Raw genomic sequence first — 20,353 nt, forward strand, 5'->3', positions numbered from 1 at the left:
CGACAGATTTATTCGACACGGGAAGCGGCTAGACACGACGTGTTCAATTACATTGAAATGTTCTACAACCCAAAGCGCCGACACGGCACAAGTGATAACTTGTCACCGGTTGAGTATGAAAGGCGTTACTTTAAGAGCCTAACGGGTGTCTAGAATATCCGGGGCGATTCATAGGGTTATTGCGGCTGCCCTATCAACAAGACAGAACTCACTTGCTGCGGGAAGCTTTTCTTCACAAATCCTGTCCCGTTAAGGACAGAGACCTCATTACCCTGTTTGATCGATTGAAGCGTGTCGATCGTTGTTGCCAATATTCCTTATCGTTCTACTCACTACCCATGCATGATTTCTTGACCCTCATCAAGAGCGGCGTCGATAACAAGATCAGGGTCTGTGGCTATCAGATCCTGAGGTTTTAGCCCGCCGAGATAGCTATTTACCGACTGGAACCAATAGGCCATTCCCCATCCGTCTTTTTTATCTTTGAAGATGTCGATGATTTTCGACATGACGCTGTACGGTCGGTAGCCAGCATCTTTCTCAAGCCCAAAAGCTGGGTAGTAATCGGTGCCATGGTCATTGATCGTAAAAATATCACCTTGTTGTTTCCACTGAGCAGGTTGAGCGCTATCACTACGTGAGCTGACGCCTGGCAACTGTAATATTTCATCGACAGTTAACCAATCGCCGCTTTCCATCACGGCTCGACGTGCTCTTGTTTCCATCTCTGCTTCGCGCAAATTATTTGGTTTGGTCATAGTCTTAGGCACCCTTATCTTGGGTATTTATGCCAGATCAGTTGCCTGATGACTTGGTTTATAAGCTAGCCATCGTGTAAGTGATCGTCGTGATAACTAGGCTAGACATGCAAGAGCTGCCGGTAGAAAACAACTTCTAACACCCAATGCATTCAACCTACTAATGAGAAAGTATTGTTACCCGCTCCCTCCTATTTTGTTAATTCTCTTTGATTTACTGTCCAGTGGGTAGAAAAAGGGGAACAGGCTAGCAATAGGTATAACTGAAGAGTATGTTTTTTCCTAGCCGACGGCGTAGCGGTCATGCTCATAGCGGTATCATATATCCCGCTCGACGACTGCCATTCGACTACATTGTCCCTGGTGAAAACTGGTTTGAGATCGCTGATTTTGCGGACAGCCATGGACAAAGGTCAATTTTGATAGAGTTACATGAATATTGTGGTAAACGTAATTCATCTACGCTCTTAACCCGTTTAATAAATAATTAACGACAGGAGAATGGCCATGATGCGACACGAAAACATCCTCGCTGCCTTGGGCGGAAAGAGGTTAGATGAAGCTATTGAGTGCACCCGCGCCGCACTCGACCAGCAATGGCGCCCCTCGCAGTTGAGTGTATCCACTGCCAACGGCCGCATATGCCTAACGCAAGAAGAACGATATGCAATAGGGAAGGTAATTCGTGAAATGCTGGAGGCACGCTTATGCGTACTCGAAAACGAGGTCGAATAGCCCCAAGCGCAATTATACTTTCAAAGATAATTGATGATAAAAAGTATACTCCATTGAATTTTAAGGTGTTTATTAATCTAGTGTATGGTTAGTTAGTGAAGATGAAAAAAGCGCTGCGCAACATAAAGTAGTGCTATATGGGAAATGGAACAGACATATTTCGAGGGCATTCATACGGGGATCGATAGCGATCCTGACAGTAATACCACTCCTCAATCAGAATGACTAAGAGCAGCTACGTCACAAAGATCTACACACTGTAGAAAAGCGATGTTATGTGTAAACGCCTCTGTCTATCCTAGTAATCAGATCCAGAACCTGCTGAGCGTCATCCTGCATAACGTCAATGGGACGCTTCCAACCTAGGCCCATTGCTTCATTATGTAACCACTGGTCCGCTGCTGAACGATCCCCACCAAACAGCTCAAGAGCAGACCTCCAGATTGCGATATTAATTTGCTGCTGTGGGTCATTCGCTTTATGCATATTCTCATCATCCCTAGCAAGCTCCTGCGGAACCATATGTTAGATTAGCCTAGGTGGTATTGAGTTTGCATTTAATTATTCCTCTCTGCTCGACAGCAAAGGATTAAAAATAGTCCCTGACGTAAGCCTTTCCTCAATTTCTGCAGCCAAAAGCACTTCTTTACGGCTTGGATAATGGCGCAGCAAGCGGTTTGCCTCTTGCCGCTTCTCATTTGGAAGGGTTTTATCCTTGCTCAGTTCAGTGAGAAAAGCTTCAGTCTGTATAATTGCACGTGTCCGTTCGTAAGGTAGCGTCATTTGGCTTCCCCCTTGTTTCTAGTAGAGCTAGGATCATGTCTGCCTTTCGCTAAGGCCTAATGAATAATATCTTACTGACGTCATGAGGCTGATGGAGGTAGTTCACAATTGCTCGTCCAACGGCCGGCTTAATAGCCCTTTTTTGGTCACATCATTCAGCAGCATGTGGCCTCAGCTTTGCTCGATGTGTACCAGCTACAGGCGGTGATTTTCTTCTTCCAGTTTCTTGAGGCGCTTCACGTCGGAGGCTTCATGACGCCATACTTGGCTTTCCCGTTGTATGTAAGCCTCATCGGAGATGCCGTACTCCCGACATACCCCATCAAATGGCTTGAAACCAATTTCTGGTTGGTAAATATATAGCTACACTAATCAACTAGCCAGATTCATTGATACAGTCGAATGCTTGGCTAAGTGGTGTTGGAGGTAATATGAAGATTATTGGAAAGGCCGAAATTGATACAGTTACTGACGTAGTTTGCGATGTCTGTCTATGCTCCACTCAAGTAGCTGGCGGGCTGGAGTTTGCGACTCTTCAGGCTCGTTGGGGGTATGGAGCCACGCATGATGGCGAGCGATACGAACTACATTTATGCGAAAGCTGTTTTTTTCGTACAGTGGCATACATGAAAGACGAACGGCGCATACAAAATTTATTCAGTGACGATGATAATACAGGTGTAAACACCGCAGATGAAAAATTTGGCTTAGTTACAAGAAATGACTATTTCGGAGACGACCAATGCACGTGAGACAGCTTATAGAAATGTTCAATATGCCATCGTCGGTGGATTATATGAGTATGCAGAGGCTGCATAGCTGCAGCGGAATTATGAGTTTTAGTTATGATTAAGATTTTTTTTGCTATTGAGATGGTGTTATGGGTGAAAAAGGTTACACATCAGTGGTTAGTTGCTACGGATTTTTGACAGTTTGAAAACCTCATATCCACCCGCACAGATCGTGGCTATCATGATCAGTAGTATGGGAGATATGCCTATAAAAAATTTCAATGCTTCATTCACTAATTATTCCTCTAGGTATTTGATTGTAAATATAACTTCGGGTTGTTAATTTTCTCCAGACAGCCTGTGGCCTCTCATCTATCTGTCTTGTGACCACATAATTATTATCACACTCGTTACATTATAGCTGTCTACCAAGCTCAGCAAGTCGCCTATCGGTTCTATTGAGCGAGATCCACCGGGATTTATCGCAGTAAGAGTGTAGTGAGGGCTGCGTCTTGTAAAATTTCGGATACGGATTAAATGGTTGCTGGGGCCTTCCAGGCTCCCAACTTGAAATCGTTACAATTGGTTAATAGAACGTTACCCAATTTCTTCTTGTGCTTGGTTGACAGCAGTGGATCCCGCAAGCCTCTATCCGCTATGTTGGGTGTGGTATCTGGAAAAAAGGGTTGGCAAAATTAAGCGTTATCGCTCTTGCACAGCTAGATGCATGCCAAGGGCACAAAAGAGGCTGCCAACGATCCTGTTCTGCCACTTTGCCATCACGGGGCTGTTTTTCAAAAAGGCACCTACCCTGCCGGCGGCACAAGCTTAGACGGACGTCACCGCTACTCTGATCACCACGAAACACAAGCCCAGCATACCCAGTTACAATGAGACACTGCCCGTCTCTGTTTGTACAAACTGTGGCAGAAAGGCCGGAAAGAACATGGCCGACTTGGGGTTCAGAGCCTCACAGAGCACCCTCTGCCTGGATGCCTTGCGCCCCTCTGCGGGCCGATCAAAAGAATGGGTAGGCCCTAGAATAGCTTTTACCCCAAGGTAGTCAGGTAAGCCGCCCCATATACTTCATGTTGTATAAAGCGACGGCGAATGCCATCAAGATGGTCGACACACCTAATACCGCCAGGGCTGTGAGCAGGAGATCGTCGGCTGCGATCCCCAGACTGGTGGCGACCCAGCGCGGGTTCCCGAACTAACCGAACGCGCTGTTTCTTTTTTGTGACTGTTTGCTACTAAGCTAAGTCACCTCGCATGATACCGACCTTGCTAAAGGCATTCAGCACTGAAGCTTCGCAGAGAACATTTTCATTTTTGGGTTTAGAGTGCTTGAACGTATCGGCAACCCCTGGACAGTGCCCCGCCAATTTTTGGACGACACCTTGGACATGTCGCACATTAGAAAGCACTTGGCGCAACCAATTTTCAAAGTTGTCTTGATGGTTCAGAGTGAATATTAAACCTTTATAGGAGGGCGGTTTGGAAGTCTCCTCACTACCGTCAGCTCTAGGTTTGGGAGGACGGCGTTGGAGCTCCATGAGGTAGAGCGTTTGGTCTAATACATGCACTCTAATAATGAGCACCCCGCGAGGAACCTTGGTCTGGGTATCAATGTAGACCCAATTGGCGACAGACGTTTCCACATCGTCGTCTATTCCGAAAGGTTCGAGGCTGATCAATCGGGGGTCAGGGGAAGTACTAAAGCCATCTTCAAAGGTAAACCAGCTAATACTATGAATCGTCGCGGGATAGGCGGATTGTAAATAGAGAAGCGCATTCCACATATCACGTAGAAAGCCCTGCGACTCCAGTGTAATAGGGGCATGAATAGACACTTGTCCGACCCACTTTCCTGATCCATGTGGCTCCCCAGTGGAGAACATCGTTTCGTCACCAGCAACGGGGACGCCTCGTTTACTGGGCACGTTTTTTTGATTATGTCTTTTATCAAGGACGGCGCGGGGCTTACCTAGAACAACGAATTCGTCCTCAGGAAGATCAAGCCAAGATGAACCATGGTCGGGCTCGTCATCATCCGTAAGATCAATGACATCCGGAATTTCTTGAAGCTGATTATAGGGAAATTGAGGTAGTGCGTCGGGGCCATCGGTTGCTGATATCGTCGTTGATTTCTCTCTTTCGCGATGGATCGTGGCACCGTCAGGCTGCGTACAGCCTAATATCTGCAACCCTAGAAATGTGTTGCCATCATCAATTGGAACGCCAGATACAGAGATCTCGCCGCTGCCTTGAAACCATGGAGTGACTTTTAAAAGCATCTTATCTTGGGGGAAGCTGGCTTCTGTCTGCGAATAAATTCTTTTGGCAGCCTGCTCGGCATAGGGGTCGTACAGCATGTGCGCGAGCAAAATCGCATCGTCCCTATGAACTCGATGCGTAAATCTGACAGGCCAGGTGCCTGGGGATGCGGGCGCATTAAGCGGTCGATAAAGCCGTTCTTTGACCTTCTCCCAAGGGTAAGTGGCGAGCACACGCTTGATTTCAGAGGATCGGCCGTAAACGCGTGCAAAAAATTCTGTACAAGGAATGAGTAGATGTTTGTCATCCGGGAGGTCAAATTCAATCAGGTACGATTTGTGCTTTCTGTCCAGTGGTAAATAGCTTGCATCATTAAAGGGGGTATAAAGGCTGCGCCCTGCTTTGTGCAAGTCGTCTAAAGAGACAATCCGCCAGCCGTCTGGAGAGAACGAAACTGGGAATATTTTCTCATCAAACGCGATGCGGGAGTTGCTCACCCCCTTTTCCCAGACGGAACCGATTCTTAATAGCCCAACATGCGTTAAGACCGTCGTTCGCTTAATCACATCTCCTAAATTGTTCTCCTGATCAATAGGTTTTAAAAATACATAAATTTTAGGGACGCTTTCTGAGCGAGTATTTTTGAAGATAGGCCCATACCACCAAACGACTAAGCGCTCAGCTTCGTTTTTAAGGGTGCCATCCGGTAAGCTAAAGGTTCTGCATTGTTTGAGAGAAACGGTCACAAGTTCACGCTCTATGTAAACTCAACATAGGCATTGTCGCAGCAATTGTTGAAAATTCGCAATGGCTTAATGGTTTAGCAACGGTTCATAGGCTTAACTGTGAATGGTATTAAACACTCAGTTTCCCCAGAGTAAGGCAGTTTTCCTCAATGCGACGTCACCCCAAGATTGAGCAGCGCTACGCTTTAGAGCCCGATCCGATGGGCAAGGAAATTGGACATGAAGAAGCGTTTCAGAGAAGAACCGATCATTGGCTTCCTGGGCTAAGCAGAAGCGGGACTGCCCATCAAGGAGCTATGCCGTCGGCACGGTTTCTCGGAAGCCAGTTATTACCTGAGGCGCAGCACGTATGGCGGCATGAGCGTGCCCGATGCGAAACGACTCAAAGAACTCGAAGCCGAAAATGGATGCTTGAAAAACTCGCGAGGCGCTGAGAAAAAAGTGGTGAGTGCCCCTGCACGCCGAGACGTGGTGCGCTTTATGGTGTCACGGGGTCTGAGTGAGAGACGAGCGCTCCGTGTCATCCGTATGAGTGCCAGTGCATTACGCTATCAATCGGCCCCTGACCGCAATGAGGCATTACGTGAACGCATTGTTGCCTTAGCATATCGGCATCGTCGCTACGGTGCTAGCATGATCTACCTGAAACTGCGTCAAGCCGGTGAACAGGTCAATCATAAGCGCGTCGAGCGCCTCTACTCCGCTGCTCGGTTGCAGGTAAAACGGCGCAAGCGTAAGAAGGTTCCCACGTCTGAGCGTAAGCCACTAGGCCGCCCTGGCGCCGCCAATCAAGTCTGGTCAATGGATTTTGTGTTTGACCGTATTGGTGTAACCATCCCTTAAATTTGGTGCATGCGTTATTAGAGTTCTCCCGCCTACAATGAGGCAAACGGAGAACGGCACGAAGAAATCACGGTACAGCAAGTCTCAGATCGTCAAGATTCTGAAGGAGTTTGAGAACGGACGCCTGATCAAGGGAGTGTGCCGAAGACTTATCCGAATAACGAGATTAGCTGCGTCCACAAAGGAGATGATGCCAATGCGCTACCGGTTGCACTTCCTACGGCCCCTTCAAGGATCGTCTTAAGTGATTTTCCGGCATTCTCGGCGATTGTAGAGTTAGGCTCGTCCATCAGCTCTGCCTCAATCGCGGCGACTTGTGCATCAGCCCGTCGGCGCTGTACATCATCCAGCCCAAGCTCATCAACGTGCTTTCTATAGAGGTCGACGACACTTTGCAGATCGTTTGTAGAGTAGGAAGTATTCTGTACTCCGTGTGCTCCCGCTGAATTGACCTGAAATGGTGATTGGTTCACAGAGCCGATATGAATCGTGGTAGCGGATGGCGCTGGCGTAGCGCGTTTTTGTTCTACCCATTTCCGGCCCGTTGAGGAGATATCCACGTGTACCATCGCACCTGTGGGGTTCATAATTAACCCATCGTCCAGCAAAGCTTGCGCTGTGCTCCAAAGACGTTCTCTATCCCAATCCGGAAAGCGCTTAATGTGTGCATCCATAACAGATGGACGCTTGCCTGAATGCTGCCCTAATTCGAAGAGAGCTTCGAGTAGCTCATATTTATCTGATGTAGATGCCATACCCGTCTCCGATTGATCTTTAGATAATTCAGACTCGAACTCGTAGACATATGTGGAAAAGTCTCGACTGAATGGGATGATAACTGATGTAGTAACCTTCCTGATATGTGCAGCTATCTTGGCCCCACTGTTATAATACTTATAAGCGAACTGGCGGAACCAATCTGGGTTCTGTGCCGAGCGCTCAATTACCTGCAATGCAAGGCTGAGTCCCTCTAGCTTATCGACTGGCCAGTTTAGGCTGGCACTGCCTACCATACTGACACCTGGATTAGCACCTTCAAGAAATTTGTCCAAGTCAGCCTTTGATCTAAGCTCGTCTGTGATCTGTTTCAGGTCGCCACTATTAAGTACGTGTGACAATTGCTGAAGGGGGCGCTCAAATGTGTTGTAGTCAGCAGCTTGCAAGTCTAGGACTGCATTGTTCATATCACGTAAGGCGTTTCTAATCGTCATGACTTAGCCTTCCTTCCCGGAGCGAGCTTCGGCAGCCCGGTCAATGATTGCCTGTCGATACCGCTCCTTTATAGCGAGAACAAGGTCCTCGACCATATTATTATCTCGGTAATCCCCTACCTTTTCATCTACCGCAGCTTCCATCCTTTGAATTGCAAGATCGATGCTTTGCGGGTCGTGGGGCTCGAAGCTCAAGTTGGCAATATTACCATCTAATTCGTCAGCTACCTTTTGCAATTCTTGGAGCTTGCGTTTCAGATCATCGAGACCTTTGAGTGACATAAGTACTAATCCTCAAGCAATTGTCTATGAGCGTAGAAGCATCATTTCCATAAGCGATGGCTGCTTATTATATCGCTATAAACTTATAGTATTACGTTATTAAAGTTTAATTTTATACCTGATGCTAGCTTATGCTTAAAACTAGCAAAACCTTTTGAAGCACACAGGAGAAAAATGAGCGTTCTAGATCAAAAAATAGCACCATCGTAGGCGCTAGAATAATGGTTATTGAAGGAATTATTATTTAAATTTATATCGAATATATAATTAAAAAAATTTAAAATTATAAGGTATTTGATCATAAGAGCAGCTGGTTGAAGAGTATCCCCATTAATTGCCTGTCCTTCATGCTAGGTTTCAGGAGCAGACAGGTAACGTCGTCAGCCAGGGCATGTTGCGACACGCGTTAAAAAATCGGCTCAGAATACTCATTTTCACAAGAGAACTCCGTTTCTTCACCGATTTTGCCTTGTTTATCATCGCTCGCCTGCTTTTCAGACAGAACCTAAGCGGACTCTCTGCGTTTTGATTCCCAACATTTCATTAATTTTTTAATTAACTACCTGACCGAGCACGTCGCGGCGGTAAGTCTCCGCCAGTTGGCGTGCTGCATTTGCCCATCGATTCGTCTCCCCTGGTGGAGAGGACCCAATGCCTCCACTCAGGCACAATGCTGGAGAACCATTCTTCAGCCGACCAGAACCTGTATGGCCTCTTATCACTAAACAGAAAATGGAAAGAGCTTCATAAAAGTTGCTGCCAGCTTCCAGACTCCTGTATATCAATGCTCGACTGCCCAGTGCTAGCCCATCAGAATAGCGACTTTTTGCGAGCATCTGTACATGCGAAACGTCATGATAGAGGTCGAATAGAGGATTATACTGAGCGCTGGGAACGCAGCCAGTCGACCAATCCCAGGTTTCGAGCCAACTCAGTATATCCATTGGGAATTGGCTCGGCACAAATGCCCTTAGAGCCTCCAGCGATTCGATGTAAGCATTGTGACCTATAGAAGGCTTAATCGGTGGGGCTGGCATAGAGTGTCGACTAATGGTGGGAAATATCTTATGCAGAGCAGCGGGGGGAACTACTTTACGGAGATCTTCATAGTCATCCCAATATTCAACGTGAACCTCGAATTGACTGCCATCTGGCCGACGGTAGTAACGGCGGTCACTATTCAGAGCGTTTTGGATCGTGGAATGTCTGTTCGCAGTGGTGAACAGAACGTAATGCTCGATACTATTGGGGTATTTATTGGTTTTCTGAAGTTCAGCTTCCAGCTGATCCCATGTGAATGACTTACCATCACGCATCTTACTTTGGCCAACTACTGGTAATGTAGATCTACGGGGAATCATATCGATCCCATTCTGCGATTCTCCGCGGGTACCATAAGTCTCGAAATAGACCTTCCTCAAGCCGAGCATACGAAAGACTTTATAGCTCAAGAGATAGCAGCAAAGTTCTTCCCACTGCACCCAGGATTCTACCTTCAACTGTTGGCCCATTTTTCTTCAAACTCTGTTTAGCGCTAGGCGATTAGTGATTCGACCTTCCAAGTTCTCTATGTTCTGCTTCAGGTCAAGGCTATCAAGGCCGGAGAGTAAAAGTTGATTGGTGGCCTTCCCATAAGATTACAGCCAGATCCCTACCTTTTCACGGAAAATCGGATGGGCAGCCTGTCGCAGCTATTGATGAAAAGTCGCAATAATTAATGGAAATGACAGCCACCGCCTACCAGCGCGGCGGCGCTGGCACTGTGGTGGGGTTGACGAAAGGGCCGTTGCCCCCAATCAGCTTCCAGAGGCAGCCCGCATACAGAGCGTACGGCGGCAACGGCCAGGGCATCATCTTCAGAAAGCGGTGGCAAAATGCCTGGGAGGCGACTGGCCAGCATGGTTTTGCCTGTACCGGGCGGCCCGGCAAACAATAGGTTATGCCCTCCGGCCGCAGCGACTTCCAGTGCCCGGCGTGCTTGATGCTGGCCGCGCACATCGGCTAAATCTGCCACGGGAGTGGTGGATTTTACCGATGCGGACAGCTGGTGGGGGGCTATTTTTTCCTGGCCTAGCAGGTGGGCAACGACTTGCCATAGGGTATTGGCAGGCAGTACCGGCAAGTCGCCAGCCAGTGCGGCTTCATCGGCGCAGGCTTGGGGAATAATCAGCGCTTTGTTGGCCCGTCGTGTGGCTAATGCAAAGGGCAAAACGCCGGGTACGGCGCGCAGCTTGCCATCCAACGCCAGCTCTCCGGCGCACTCAATACCTTCTAGTGCATCAAGCGGAATCTGGCCGGAAGCGGCAAGAATACCCAGCGCAATAGGTAGATCAAAGCGGCCACCCTCTTTAGGGAGATCAGCGGGGGCGAGGTTCAGGGTAATGCGTTTGGTATTGGGGAAGTCGAATCCGGCGTTGATCAGCGCACTACGTACCCGCTCGCGGCTCTCTTTCACTGCAGTTTCAGGCAGGCCGACCAGGGTGAGTCCTGGCAACCCGTTGGCTAAGTGCACTTCTACATGCACCGCTGGTGCGTCCAGGCCCACACCCGCGCGCGTAGCAACAATGGCTAGTGTCATTGCTTTCCCTCGCTATCTTTTCCTAATCTTACTTTATTTTAACCGTTTAACACCAGCACGGTTGGTGCAATCGTTGGTTGTGAGAACTGATGAATGCCATTTCGTTAATGAAAATAATAACGATTGTCATCGTATTTATTAAGTTTATTTTTGCTTTTTAGCGCTAACATACGGATGAGAGGATACTGTATAAATATAAGAATTGATTAATATAGACGAAAGTAGGTGCATCAAGTTGGCGCGTTAAGCGCGCTTAATAGCCACTCGTTTGCTCATTCCTATCACGGCACGGGGGTAAGAAGCGTCGGTATGCCCTGTATTGGTGCTTAATCATAGCAACGTAATGAACATGCCGAGTGGTGAGACAAGACAACATTGGCTGATGAAGTGTCAATAATATGACTTGTTAGGAGTGAGCAGGCAGGCGGCAAGCCCTGAAACGCTTAACCGCCTTAATGACATTGCCATACGCTATTCAGCGGAGTCCGGCTTGGTGGTTTTGGTTGTTTCAGGCTGCACAGCTATTGGGGGTTCCTCCGGCTCTATTGGCGTCGCATCCTTGTCTGCAGATGCCGCTACTGTTGCCTCCAGGCTGGCTACCTGACGCTCCAGGGCTTCAACGCGTGCCCGGGTGCGCTGCAGTACATCCATCAAAATATCGAAATCTTCCCGCGATACCAGTTCCAGGCGATCAAAAGCACCACGCACCACTTGCTGCACACCTTTCTGAATATCTTCCGGAGCTTGAGAAGCACTCTGTAAACGATCACCGATTTGCTGGGCAAGTCGGCTAATGCGGTCTTGGGGTGCCATGGTTCTCTCCTTAAACGAACACGTATAAATGTGAACTGCCTGACAGTAAGGATACGCAACCCTTCGCCAATACGCATGTGTCGTTTGCAATTGGGCTGAAGAAGAGGGTTTGCATCTAAATGAGGCATTCGGTTTTTTTAATGAGTTCTTTTGGTGCAAATACTTCGCTGCCACGATTTTATTACGATTTCTAATGATGGTTAACGTCGCTATCTGTAAATCAAGTGGCTGACTTTTAAAATAAAAATAACGAATGGCACGGTATGCGCATTAGTGAGGCAGGCACTTATTTCGGGCGGCTGCGCCGCTACTTATCCAGCAGGGGAGATCCGGGATGAAACTCATCACCGCTATCATCAAGCCATTCAAGCTCGACGATGTTCGTGAAGCATTAGCCGATAACGGCGTACAGGGCATTACGGTAACCGAAGTTAAAGGCTTTGGCCGCCAGAAGGGGCATACCGAGCTGTATCGGGGGGCAGAGTATGTGGTCGACTTTTTACCCAAGGTAAAAGTTGAGGTGGCGGTTGATGATGCGCGGTTAGAGAGCGTACTCGATGCGATCTGTAGTGCAGCTAACAGCGGCAAGATCGGTGACGGCAAAGTCTTTGTAACACCACTGGAAGACGTGATCCGTATCCGTACTGGTGAACGTGGCGCAGACGCTGTTTAAGCCAGTTTACCGAAGAACCTTTAGTAAACCTCTTATCAGAGCAACTTCTTAGTACAACGGGGAACTACTCATGAATGAGTTAGCTGATCTGAGCTACGCGATCGATACGTTTTATTTCTTGATCTGCGGTGTGCTGGTTATGTGGATGGCGGCCGGCTTCTCAATGCTGGAAGCGGGTATGGTACGTGCCAAAAACACCGCTGAAATCCTAACGAAGAACATCTCGCTATTTGCGGTTGCCTGTACCATGTACCTGCTGGTGGGTTACTTCATTATGTACTCCAGCAGCGAAGGTGGCTTTTTACCGAACCTTGGCTTTTTGATTGGTGCTGAGAACAGCATTGATGCAGTAACGGCAGGGGGTGAGGATGCGCCTTACTACTCTATGCGCGCTGACTTCTTCTTCCAGGTAGTGTTTGTGGCTACTGCAATGTCGATTGTTTCGGGTGCTGTTGCTGAGCGCATGAAACTATGGGCTTTCCTGGCCTTTGCCGTAGTGATGACTGCCGTTATCTATCCGGTGTCTGGTTACTGGACCTGGGGTGGCGGTTGGATTGATGCCGTTGGCTACTCTGATTACGCCGGTTCTGGCATTGTACACATGGCAGGCGCGTCTGCGGCGCTGGCGGGTGTTCTGGTACTCGGGCCGCGTAAAGGCAAATATGGTAAAGACGGCTCTATCCACGCAATCCCGGGTGCCAACATGCCACTGGCTGCGCTGGGTACGCTGATTCTATGGATGGGTTGGTTCGGCTTTAACGGTGGTTCCGAACTGAAAATGTCGGATATCGGCTCGGCTAATAACGTTGCACAAGTATTTGTTAACACGAACGCTGCAGCAGCGGGTGGCGTGCTTGCAGCACTGATTCTGGCCAAGCTGTGGTTCCGTAAAGCTGATCTGACCATGGCGTTGAACGGTGCACTGGCTGGTCTGGTTGCGATCACTGCTGATCCGTTATCTCCTGCAGCGCTAAGCGCCGCCATTATCGGTGCCATTGGTGGTGTCATCGTTGTCGCTGCTATCGTCACACTGGATAAGCTGAAGCTTGATGACCCGGTCGGTGCTATCTCGGTACACGGTGTTGTTGGTATCTGGGGTGTGCTGGCAGTACCGCTAAATAATGCCGATGCCTCTTTCGGTGCTCAGATCATCGGTATCATCGGTATCTTCGCCTGGGTCTTCCTGGCAAGCCTGGTGGTGTGGTTGATCATCAAGGCGGTGATGGGTGTACGCGTCAGCGAAGAAGACGAGTATGAAGGCGTCGATATTGCTGAATGTGGACTGGAAGCCTACCCTGAGTTCAGCGTTAAGAAGTAAGTTCGTGCCGACATGAGCCTTGCCCACCAGTGGGTTCAGGCTCCTCAGGATAGCCCCCTTTATGGGGGCTATCTGCTTTTGCGGTGATAAAAGTCTGGTTGATGACAAACCCTTTGCCCCGCTTCTTAACGTAGTCTCGAGTAACTCGTAGCGGGGGCTTTCGCCAGGGCCGGAAGACAGTTCCCGACTTTTCAGCCATCTATGGCGGTTAGATGGCTAAAGTAGCGCCCACGGATGATGAGATGGTCTCCTCCCACCATTAACGGCGTCAAAGAGACCACATATGGGTTCACAGCGCCCCCGCATAGGGTTATTCGAGACCGCTTATCTACTTTGTCAGCAGTTTCAAGTGTCGCCAGTAATGGTTGGGTATTAAACCTGTAAGAGGGTTCTGGCTGGCGAGGAAATGCTTTGGGTATTAGGTTGCAGTAGCAGCATATTTTTATTCTCGGCAATGCCGGGTGTATGCTTGGAGGTAGCGTCAGGTCGTTTGCTGAACGGCCCTTTAGGCATTCAACCGGATAATCGCGGACGAAAGACCATAGCCAGAGGATGTGACAATGAAACTGATTACAGCCATTATCAAGCCGTTCAAGCTTGATGACGTACGCGAATCGCTCTCAGATATTGGCGTACAAGGCATTACCGTAACGGAAGTGAAAGGGTTTGGTCGTCAGAAAGGCCACACCGAACTATACCGTGGAGCAGAGTACGTGGTGGATTTCCTGCCCAAGGTGAAACTGGAGGTGGCAGTGGATGATGATATGGCCGAGCAAGTGATTGACGCCATTACCCAGGTCGCGAATACCGGCAAAATTGGTGACGGTAAAATCTTTGTAATGCCCCTTGAGCAGGTTATTCGTATTCGTACCGGCGAAACGGGTAAAGACGCGGTTTGACTCTGGCGATGCTCATTCGATAGGTGGGTCGTGCTGAAAAATTTAGGCGTTCGCCTCGGCGGGATGCAGGAAAACCTGCGCCCTGCTGCATGACGCCTGCTTATGCTAAGCACCGCTATCTGCTCTTTAGCCAGCAGGGGATGATGTGGAAGAGATGAACAGCCTTGAGGGGTAGCTAATTTCAAGGAAGTGAATGGCAATCCAAGCGGTCTTAGGTAGGCTGTGTGACTAAATGCATCAAAAAAGGCCAGTGGATGAACCACTGGCAATGGGGGGGATTAAAACGGGTGGTGAGTGGCCCTTGGTACAAGAGTGCTTGAGTGATATATGGCTAGGGGCTGCATGTACCTAATTTCTCTGTTGCTTCTGTCCAGGCAATCACTATCGATTAAAAGTTGTAGCGTGCGCCGATAGCGTAGTAGAGGTCCTCCTTAAGGTTTTCCCGATGGCCTTGGTTGTCATTTGCGTCGCTGAGCGATCGTATCGATTTCATATCGGCATTATTGAGTTCAGCGAAAAAGTCGAGCTGGGGCGAGAGTTGGTAGTGCGTGCCGGCAGCCCAGGCGTTACGACTGTTGTCGCTGTGTTCGGGGCGGATGTGGTAGTAGTCCAGATGCAGTTCCCAGTCGCCCAGGTCGGCGCTGGCGCCTACGCCGGCTCTTTTGAAGCCGCCCCCGTAGACACCATGATCACCGCGGTACTCGTAGCCCAGGCGGCCACTCAACATATCGGTCAGGTTGGCACTGGCGGTCGCACCATAGATATTCTTGCCGTTGCCTCCGCCGCGCAGCGTATCTTCCACATAGCCCAGCGCCAGCCGTAAGGGGGCCGCCTCATACACCGCACCGCCCTGTGTGGCAATGACAGAACCCCGTTCACTCTGGTCGGCTAGGCGGTTGCCCCGCTCGCTGAAGTGCTTGGCCATCAGGAAGCCTGAGAATCCTTCTATCTCAGGGGTCAAGTAGGCAATAGAGTCGCCCCGGGCCTGGGTGCCACTGCCGCTGAACTCATAACCTTTATCCCGATAGACGTCAAAGGGAACCATAATCCTTTTTTTGTAGGGGCTATCGAAGCTACCGACCTGCACCTGCCCCCACCGGGGGCTTGCCAAGCCGATATAGCTATGACGAACTTCGGTAAAACCCGGTTGGCTAAGTTCATCCGCGTTGAAGCGCCACTGAATCCCGGCAAAGGCGCTCAGGTCGGAGGTAATGTTGTGTTCGGCACGAATGCCCAGCCGTGAGCCAAGGTTACGAAATTCAGCACTGTTTTTTTTGTCATCTTCGACAGGCCCGCCGCCCGCAATTGACATGGCTATCCGACCATAGACATCCAGGCGTGTACCATCCTGGTCATAAACGGTGGCGGCATGTGCGCTGCCACCCAGGATACCGATTATCAAGGCAGCCCCGGTAATTCGTTTAATCAAACACATTGTTTACACCCTTTAGCTTATATCAGGTCCATGCATGGTGCTGCTGGATATGTCTGCGCAGTAATGTGCAACGGCATCGACTAATATAAAGGGGTGTCAACGGGAAAAATGTAGGATAAATCTTTTATACTCTAGGATTTTTCCTATTATTAAATATTTATTTAAATCAGCTTCTTATGTTTATTTTTGGGTTGTTTTGAATAGTTGACTAATGTGTTTATTTATGAGGTGCCGTTGTGTTTTGGGAGGTTTAAGCGGCGATGATGTGGCTCTTGTAACGGAGCGAGCTATTTAAGGCTCTGGGGTTAAGAGTGTTTGCAGTGATCGCTTTGGAGGGCGTCAGAGTATTTCCTGAAGGGAATGGTCTGCCTGTTTGGTTGAGAGGGAAGTTCAGTAAGGTGGATGGAAGCAAGAGGAGAAACGAAAAGAGGGAGCGGAAGAGGATAACGAGAGAGCCAATAGCAGCGTGACGTACTGGCCGAGCAAATGGCAGGAGTCTGCCCTACCGCGCTCATCAGCGCGGTAGGGTGGAGTATGTGGAACCGCTACTTCTCTACAAAGGCGCGCTCAATGACGTAGTCGCCCGGCTCGCCCATCCGTGGTGAGATATTCAAACCCAACTCATCCAGCAGCGCGCTGGTGTCATCCAGCATGGCGGGGCTGCCGCAAATCATGGCGCGATCCTGGCGCGGGTCAATTGGCGGAAGGCCAGTGTCTGCATACAGCTTGCCGCTGCGGATGTGGTCGGTCAGTCGGCCCATGGTATGGAATGCTTCACGGGTCACGGTTGGGTAGTACACCAGTTTTTCGGCAATTTCTTCACCCAGGTATTCGTGGGCGGGTAGCTCTTTGGTAATGAAATCGGCGTAAGCCAGTTCAGATACTTCGCGTACCCCGTGTACCAGAATCACTTTTTCAAAGCGCTCATATACTTCGGGGTCCTGAATCAGGCTCATGAACGGCGCTAAGCCGGTACCCGTTGAAAGCATATAGAGATGACGGCCTGGTAGCAGGTCGTCGCATACCAGGGTGCCTGTGGGCTTGCGACTGACCATAATCTGATCACCCACCTTGAGGTGCTGAAGACGCGAGGTGAGCGGGCCATCCGGTACCTTGATGCTGAAGAACTCCAGATGATCCTCGTAGTTGGGGCTGGCAATGGAGTATGCGCGCATCAGCGGTTTGCCATTCACTTCCAGGCCGATCATGACAAACTGACCATTTTTAAAGCGCAGGCTACGCTCGCGGGTGGTACGAAAGCTAAACAGGGTATCGTTCCAGTGGTGTACGCTGAGAACTTCTTCCAGGGCAAACTTGCTCATGCTGGCTCCTCCGGGGCAGAACGGCTTAAGCTTTCTCTGCCATATTCTAAAAAAGAATAAAAAATAGCGTATTTCAATGCTGCTAAGTCTAAATAAAGGGTGGTATATCTGTTAAGAGAATTATATTGATAACACTTATCTAAAAAATAGATATAGGTGGGTCTATGCATTATACCCTGCGCCAACTGGAAGTTTTTGTGGCGGTTGCCCAGCACGAAAGTGTCTCCCTCGCTGCACGTGCGCTCTCGATGTCTCAGTCTGCGACCAGTACGGCGCTGGCCGAGCTTGAACGGCAATTCGACTGCCAACTGCTGGATCGTATGGGTAAACGGTTAAAGCTTAATGCCCTTGGCTTTCAGCTACTACCTAAAGCAGTTGCGCTTCTGGATCGCGCCGAGGAAGTGGAAGAGCTGCTGCGGGGCCAGCAAGGGGTAGGGGCTTTGGATGTAGGAGCAACACTCACCATCGGCAATTATTTGGCCACACTGTTAATCAGTGATTTTATGCAGCGTTATCCGGGTAGCCGAGTACGTTTAGCGGTGCGTAATACGCGGCATATCATTGAAGGCGTGCGCCAGCACTCACTGGATTTAGGTTTGATTGAAGGCCAGTGCGATGACGATATGGTGATTAGTCAGCCCTGGGTGGAGGATGAGCTGTGTGTCTTTTGCTCGCCTCGTCATCCGTTGGCAGGCCGCGAGCATCTGGAACTGGAGCAGTTACTGCGGGAAGACTGGATTATGCGGGAGGAGGGCTCGGGCACGCGTATGACGTTAGAGCATGCAGCGCGGCATCGCCGCAGCCGGTTTAATACCCTGCTGGAGCTTGAACATACCGAGGGTATTAAACGGGCGGTAGAGTCGGGGTTGGGTATTGGCTGTGTGTCCAGGCTTGCGCTGCGGGATGCCTTCCGGCGTGGCAGTCTGGTGCCGCTACCTACGCCGGAGTTGGATCTGAAACGCCAGTTCACATTTATCTGGCATCGCCACAAGTACTTAACCACCGGCGTGCGGGAGTTTCTGCGTCTTTGCCGGGAAATGACCGCCGGTGCCAAGCGCAGCGACGATATCCCACTGCCGCCTGTTCCCTAGCCGTTAATTTTGCTGCTGTGGGGGGCCAGCAGAGTGGGCGTCTCCGCCACCTGGGAGAGCTTGAAGCTGCTGATCGTGCCAGCCAAATGGGCGGCTTGCTCTTTCAACTGCTCAGCAGCCGTCGTGGATTCCTCTACCAGCGCGGCATTCGATTGAGTCATGCGATCAAGCTCGGTAATGGCAATATTGACCTGATTAATTCCATCGCTCTGTTCGCTGGTGGCTGCATTGATCTCCTCCAGCACATCGGTTACCCGCGTAATGTGTTCCACGATGTCCTGCATGGTAGTTCCTGCTTTTTGCACCAATGCAGTGCCATTGTTGACCCTACTCTGTGAGTCTTCGATCAGCTTTTGGATATCATTGGCCGCCTCGCTGCTGCGTCCGGCCAGCTTGCGCACTTCATCGGCGACTACCGCAAAGCCACGACCATGCTCGCCCGCCCGGGCGGCTTCTACCGAGGCATTAAGCGCCAGCAGGTTGGTTTGGAAAGCAATGCTGTTCATCAGTGTGACAATTTCACCGATTTTATGGGAAGCATGGGAGATACCTTCCATCGTCGTGACAACATCGGCTACGACTTGTCCTCCCTCATTGGCCACTGCGGTGGCGGTATGGGAAAGCTGGTTGGCTTGCTGAGCAGAGGCGGCTGTGTTCTGAACCGTGCTGGTGATCTGCTCAACCGAGGCGGATGTTTGCTGTAGGCTGGCCGCTGAGTTATCGGTACGGCGTGAAAGATCCTGGCCGCCCATGGCAATTTCATTGGCGGCGTGGTGAACGGATTCGCTACTACTGCGCACCTCCAGCAGCACCTCTTCCATTTTGCTGACAAAGCGGTTGAAGGCGCGTGCAATCTGGGTAACTTCATCATTGCCTTCTTCGGGTAGGCGCTGGGTTAGATCACCCTCTCCTGATGCAATGTTATCCATGGCATTGCGCACGCCCAGTAAGCGGCGTAATAGCAGTGACAGCAGTAAGCCAAACACGACGGCGGTAATGACCGCCACTATCAGCAGGGTCACAATGGCGGTGGTGGCGATTGCTCGCAGGCCAGCGGTAGCCTCCTGTTCATCAAGTGCCACGATTAACTGCCAACCGCTGTTACCTCCCACTTGGCTGCCCATTAATAATTTGCTGGTCCCCTGTAGCGGCATCACATGAGGCGTGGTGGCGTTACTGATTTGCGTCAGGGAGTCTGCGGTGAGGTCGCTGTTTAATACTGTTGAGGGTTCAAGGGGCAGGCTATCATCAGGATGAGCAACCAGGGTGCCATCCTGTGTTGTTAAAAATCCAAAGCTTGCGGGGGTCGGTGAAATAGAAGCCACAATGTCAATGACCTCCTGGATGGAAATATCCGCCCCTACGACAGCCACTAAATCACCATTATGAAAATATGGGTGTGCCAGCGAGACGACCAATTCATCACTGATCATATCCACATACGGAGTGGTGATGATCGTGGTGCCTGCCTCAACCGCATCCTTATACCAGGGGCGTTGGCGTGGATCATAATCGCCGGGTGGTTGCCAGCCGTCAGAAAACACCGCTTGTGAGGTCGCGGGATAAGCCATGTAAGTGACCATAAACCCGCCAGATTCAGCCAGCTGCTCTAGGTAAGGCAATGGATTTTCTTCTTCAGCGGCCACTGTTAACGCTGACAGCATACTCGCTCGAGACGCGACCCACTCATTTAGCGCCTGAGTGTTTCCCCGTACTACTGCATCTAAGTTGCGTGATACCTGTTGGGCATTGTAATGCTTAACGGTGGTGTAACTGGCGATGCCGTTAATAATCAGGGCGAGGGTAATCGCCGTGAGTGCGGCGAGTAAGATACGTGCACGCAGAGATGAAAACATGG

Annotated in this window: 17 protein-coding genes and 2 pseudogenes; 8 read left to right on the forward strand and 11 right to left on the reverse strand. The window is 50.0% G+C overall.

The genetic code is table 11. From position 1 onward, the window contains the following. Positions 1-153: IS3 family transposase (locus HP566_RS08160; RefSeq protein ID WP_249976818.1), on the forward strand; the 153-nt coding region annotated here is incomplete at its 5' end. A 179-nt stretch (positions 154-332) separates the two neighbouring features. On the opposite strand, the gene HP566_RS08165 is transcribed toward HP566_RS08160, so the two are convergent. After that, complete coding sequence (locus tag HP566_RS08165; protein ID WP_249976766.1) at positions 333-758, reverse strand: hypothetical protein; 426 nt, start codon at positions 756-758, stop codon at positions 333-335. Between the two features lie 507 nt (positions 759-1,265). Here HP566_RS08165 and HP566_RS08170 point away from each other — a divergent pair. Beyond that, entirely contained in the window at positions 1,266-1,493 is a 228-nt protein-coding gene (locus HP566_RS08170; protein WP_249976767.1) for a hypothetical protein, read from the forward strand. A 273-nt stretch (positions 1,494-1,766) separates the two neighbouring features. Here the strand turns inward: HP566_RS08170 and HP566_RS08175 are convergent, their stop codons facing one another. Together HP566_RS08175 and HP566_RS08180 are read right to left on the reverse strand one after the other, a co-directional pair. Then, positions 1,767-1,979, reverse strand: coding sequence for an antitoxin Xre/MbcA/ParS toxin-binding domain-containing protein (locus tag HP566_RS08175; protein WP_249976768.1), 213 nt, complete (start codon positions 1,977-1,979; stop codon positions 1,767-1,769). Positions 1,980-2,054: 75 nt separating this feature from the next. Continuing rightward, positions 2,055-2,276 (reverse strand): BPSL0761 family protein, encoded by a 222-nt coding sequence (locus tag HP566_RS08180; protein ID WP_249976769.1) that lies wholly within the window; start codon positions 2,274-2,276, stop codon positions 2,055-2,057. Between the two features lie 431 nt (positions 2,277-2,707). Here HP566_RS08180 and HP566_RS08185 point away from each other — a divergent pair, with 431 nt between their 5' ends. Then, positions 2,708-3,028: a hypothetical protein gene (locus HP566_RS08185; protein WP_249976770.1), complete on the forward strand. Its 321-nt coding sequence runs from the start codon at positions 2,708-2,710 to the stop codon at positions 3,026-3,028. A gap of 1,232 nt (positions 3,029-4,260) precedes the next feature. Here the strand turns inward: HP566_RS08185 and HP566_RS08190 are convergent. Further along, positions 4,261-6,030 carry a hypothetical protein gene (locus HP566_RS08190; protein ID WP_249976771.1) on the reverse strand — a complete coding sequence of 590 codons (1,770 nt, stop codon included), beginning with the start codon at positions 6,028-6,030 and terminating at the stop codon, positions 4,261-4,263. Positions 6,031-6,309: 279 nt separating this feature from the next. Between HP566_RS08190 and HP566_RS08195 the strand changes: the two are divergent. Beyond that, positions 6,310-6,852: pseudogene (locus HP566_RS08195) on the forward strand (IS3 family transposase); the annotation flags it as partial. Positions 6,853-7,022: 170 nt separating this feature from the next. Here the strand turns inward: HP566_RS08195 and HP566_RS08200 are convergent. The 4 genes and pseudogenes from HP566_RS08200 to HP566_RS08215 form a co-directional block, all read right to left on the reverse strand. After that, on the reverse strand, positions 7,023-8,084 hold the full coding sequence (locus tag HP566_RS08200) for a hypothetical protein (protein ID WP_249976772.1): 1,062 nt from the start codon (positions 8,082-8,084) through the stop codon (positions 7,023-7,025). A 3-nt stretch (positions 8,085-8,087) separates the two neighbouring features. Continuing rightward, positions 8,088-8,366 carry a hypothetical protein gene (locus HP566_RS08205; RefSeq protein WP_249976773.1) on the reverse strand — a complete coding sequence of 93 codons (279 nt, stop codon included), beginning with the start codon at positions 8,364-8,366 and terminating at the stop codon, positions 8,088-8,090. Between the two features lie 1,729 nt (positions 8,367-10,095). Then, positions 10,096-10,944, reverse strand: a pseudogene (locus HP566_RS08210) (YifB family Mg chelatase-like AAA ATPase); the annotation flags it as partial. A gap of 471 nt (positions 10,945-11,415) precedes the next feature. Further along, positions 11,416-11,757 carry an accessory factor UbiK family protein gene (locus tag HP566_RS08215; RefSeq protein WP_249976774.1) on the reverse strand — a complete coding sequence of 114 codons (342 nt, stop codon included), beginning with the start codon at positions 11,755-11,757 and terminating at the stop codon, positions 11,416-11,418. Positions 11,758-12,091: 334 nt separating this feature from the next. Here HP566_RS08215 and HP566_RS08220 point away from each other — a divergent pair, with 334 nt between their 5' ends. The 3 genes from HP566_RS08220 (at position 12,092) to glnK (ending at position 14,647) form a co-directional block, all read left to right on the forward strand. Beyond that, entirely contained in the window at positions 12,092-12,430 is a 339-nt protein-coding gene (locus HP566_RS08220) for a P-II family nitrogen regulator (RefSeq protein ID WP_007112359.1), read from the forward strand. Between the two features lie 70 nt (positions 12,431-12,500). Continuing rightward, positions 12,501-13,748, forward strand: coding sequence for an ammonium transporter (locus HP566_RS08225; protein ID WP_249976775.1), 1,248 nt, complete (start codon positions 12,501-12,503; stop codon positions 13,746-13,748). Positions 13,749-14,308: 560 nt separating this feature from the next. After that, entirely contained in the window at positions 14,309-14,647 is a 339-nt protein-coding gene (gene glnK, locus HP566_RS08230) for a P-II family nitrogen regulator (protein ID WP_007112362.1), read from the forward strand. Positions 14,648-15,035: 388 nt separating this feature from the next. Here the strand turns inward: glnK and HP566_RS08235 are convergent, their stop codons facing one another. Next, entirely contained in the window at positions 15,036-16,082 is a 1,047-nt protein-coding gene (locus HP566_RS08235; protein ID WP_249976776.1) for a porin, read from the reverse strand. Between the two features lie 545 nt (positions 16,083-16,627). Continuing rightward, a complete protein-coding gene (locus HP566_RS08240) occupies positions 16,628-17,404 on the reverse strand; it encodes a ferredoxin--NADP reductase (RefSeq protein WP_249976777.1) in 777 nt (258 codons plus the stop codon). Positions 17,405-17,568: 164 nt separating this feature from the next. On the opposite strand from HP566_RS08240, the gene HP566_RS08245 reads away from it, so the two are divergent. Beyond that, positions 17,569-18,495: a LysR family transcriptional regulator gene (locus tag HP566_RS08245; protein ID WP_249976778.1), complete on the forward strand. Its 927-nt coding sequence runs from the start codon at positions 17,569-17,571 to the stop codon at positions 18,493-18,495. Here the strand turns inward: HP566_RS08245 and HP566_RS08250 are convergent. After that, positions 18,492-20,351, reverse strand: coding sequence for a methyl-accepting chemotaxis protein (locus tag HP566_RS08250; protein WP_249976779.1), 1,860 nt, complete (start codon positions 20,349-20,351; stop codon positions 18,492-18,494). The genes HP566_RS08245 and HP566_RS08250 overlap by 4 nt on opposite strands. Between the last annotated feature and the right edge of the window lie 2 nt (positions 20,352-20,353).

Source organism: Vreelandella olivaria, assembly GCF_023507745.1.
In the GTDB taxonomy this organism is placed as follows: domain Bacteria; phylum Pseudomonadota; class Gammaproteobacteria; order Pseudomonadales; family Halomonadaceae; genus Vreelandella; species Vreelandella olivaria_A.

Coding starts and splice junctions, on each gene's coding strand:
- HP566_RS08165 (WP_249976766.1), bottom strand. CDS start 758: ATGACCAAACCAAATAATTTGCGCGAAGCAGAGATGGAAACAAGAGCA.
- HP566_RS08170 (WP_249976767.1), top strand. CDS start 1,266: ATGATGCGACACGAAAACATCCTCGCTGCCTTGGGCGGAAAGAGGTTA.
- HP566_RS08175 (WP_249976768.1), bottom strand. CDS start 1,979: ATGCATAAAGCGAATGACCCACAGCAGCAAATTAATATCGCAATCTGG.
- HP566_RS08180 (WP_249976769.1), bottom strand. CDS start 2,276: ATGACGCTACCTTACGAACGGACACGTGCAATTATACAGACTGAAGCT.
- HP566_RS08185 (WP_249976770.1), top strand. CDS start 2,708: ATGAAGATTATTGGAAAGGCCGAAATTGATACAGTTACTGACGTAGTT.
- HP566_RS08200 (WP_249976772.1), bottom strand. CDS start 8,084: ATGACGATTAGAAACGCCTTACGTGATATGAACAATGCAGTCCTAGAC.
- HP566_RS08205 (WP_249976773.1), bottom strand. CDS start 8,366: ATGTCACTCAAAGGTCTCGATGATCTGAAACGCAAGCTCCAAGAATTG.
- HP566_RS08215 (WP_249976774.1), bottom strand. CDS start 11,757: ATGGCACCCCAAGACCGCATTAGCCGACTTGCCCAGCAAATCGGTGAT.
- HP566_RS08220 (WP_007112359.1), top strand. CDS start 12,092: ATGAAACTCATCACCGCTATCATCAAGCCATTCAAGCTCGACGATGTT.
- HP566_RS08225 (WP_249976775.1), top strand. CDS start 12,501: ATGAATGAGTTAGCTGATCTGAGCTACGCGATCGATACGTTTTATTTC.
- glnK (WP_007112362.1), top strand. CDS start 14,309: ATGAAACTGATTACAGCCATTATCAAGCCGTTCAAGCTTGATGACGTA.
- HP566_RS08235 (WP_249976776.1), bottom strand. CDS start 16,082: ATGTGTTTGATTAAACGAATTACCGGGGCTGCCTTGATAATCGGTATC.
- HP566_RS08240 (WP_249976777.1), bottom strand. CDS start 17,404: ATGAGCAAGTTTGCCCTGGAAGAAGTTCTCAGCGTACACCACTGGAAC.
- HP566_RS08245 (WP_249976778.1), top strand. CDS start 17,569: ATGCATTATACCCTGCGCCAACTGGAAGTTTTTGTGGCGGTTGCCCAG.
- HP566_RS08250 (WP_249976779.1), bottom strand. CDS start 20,351: ATGTTTTCATCTCTGCGTGCACGTATCTTACTCGCCGCACTCACGGCG.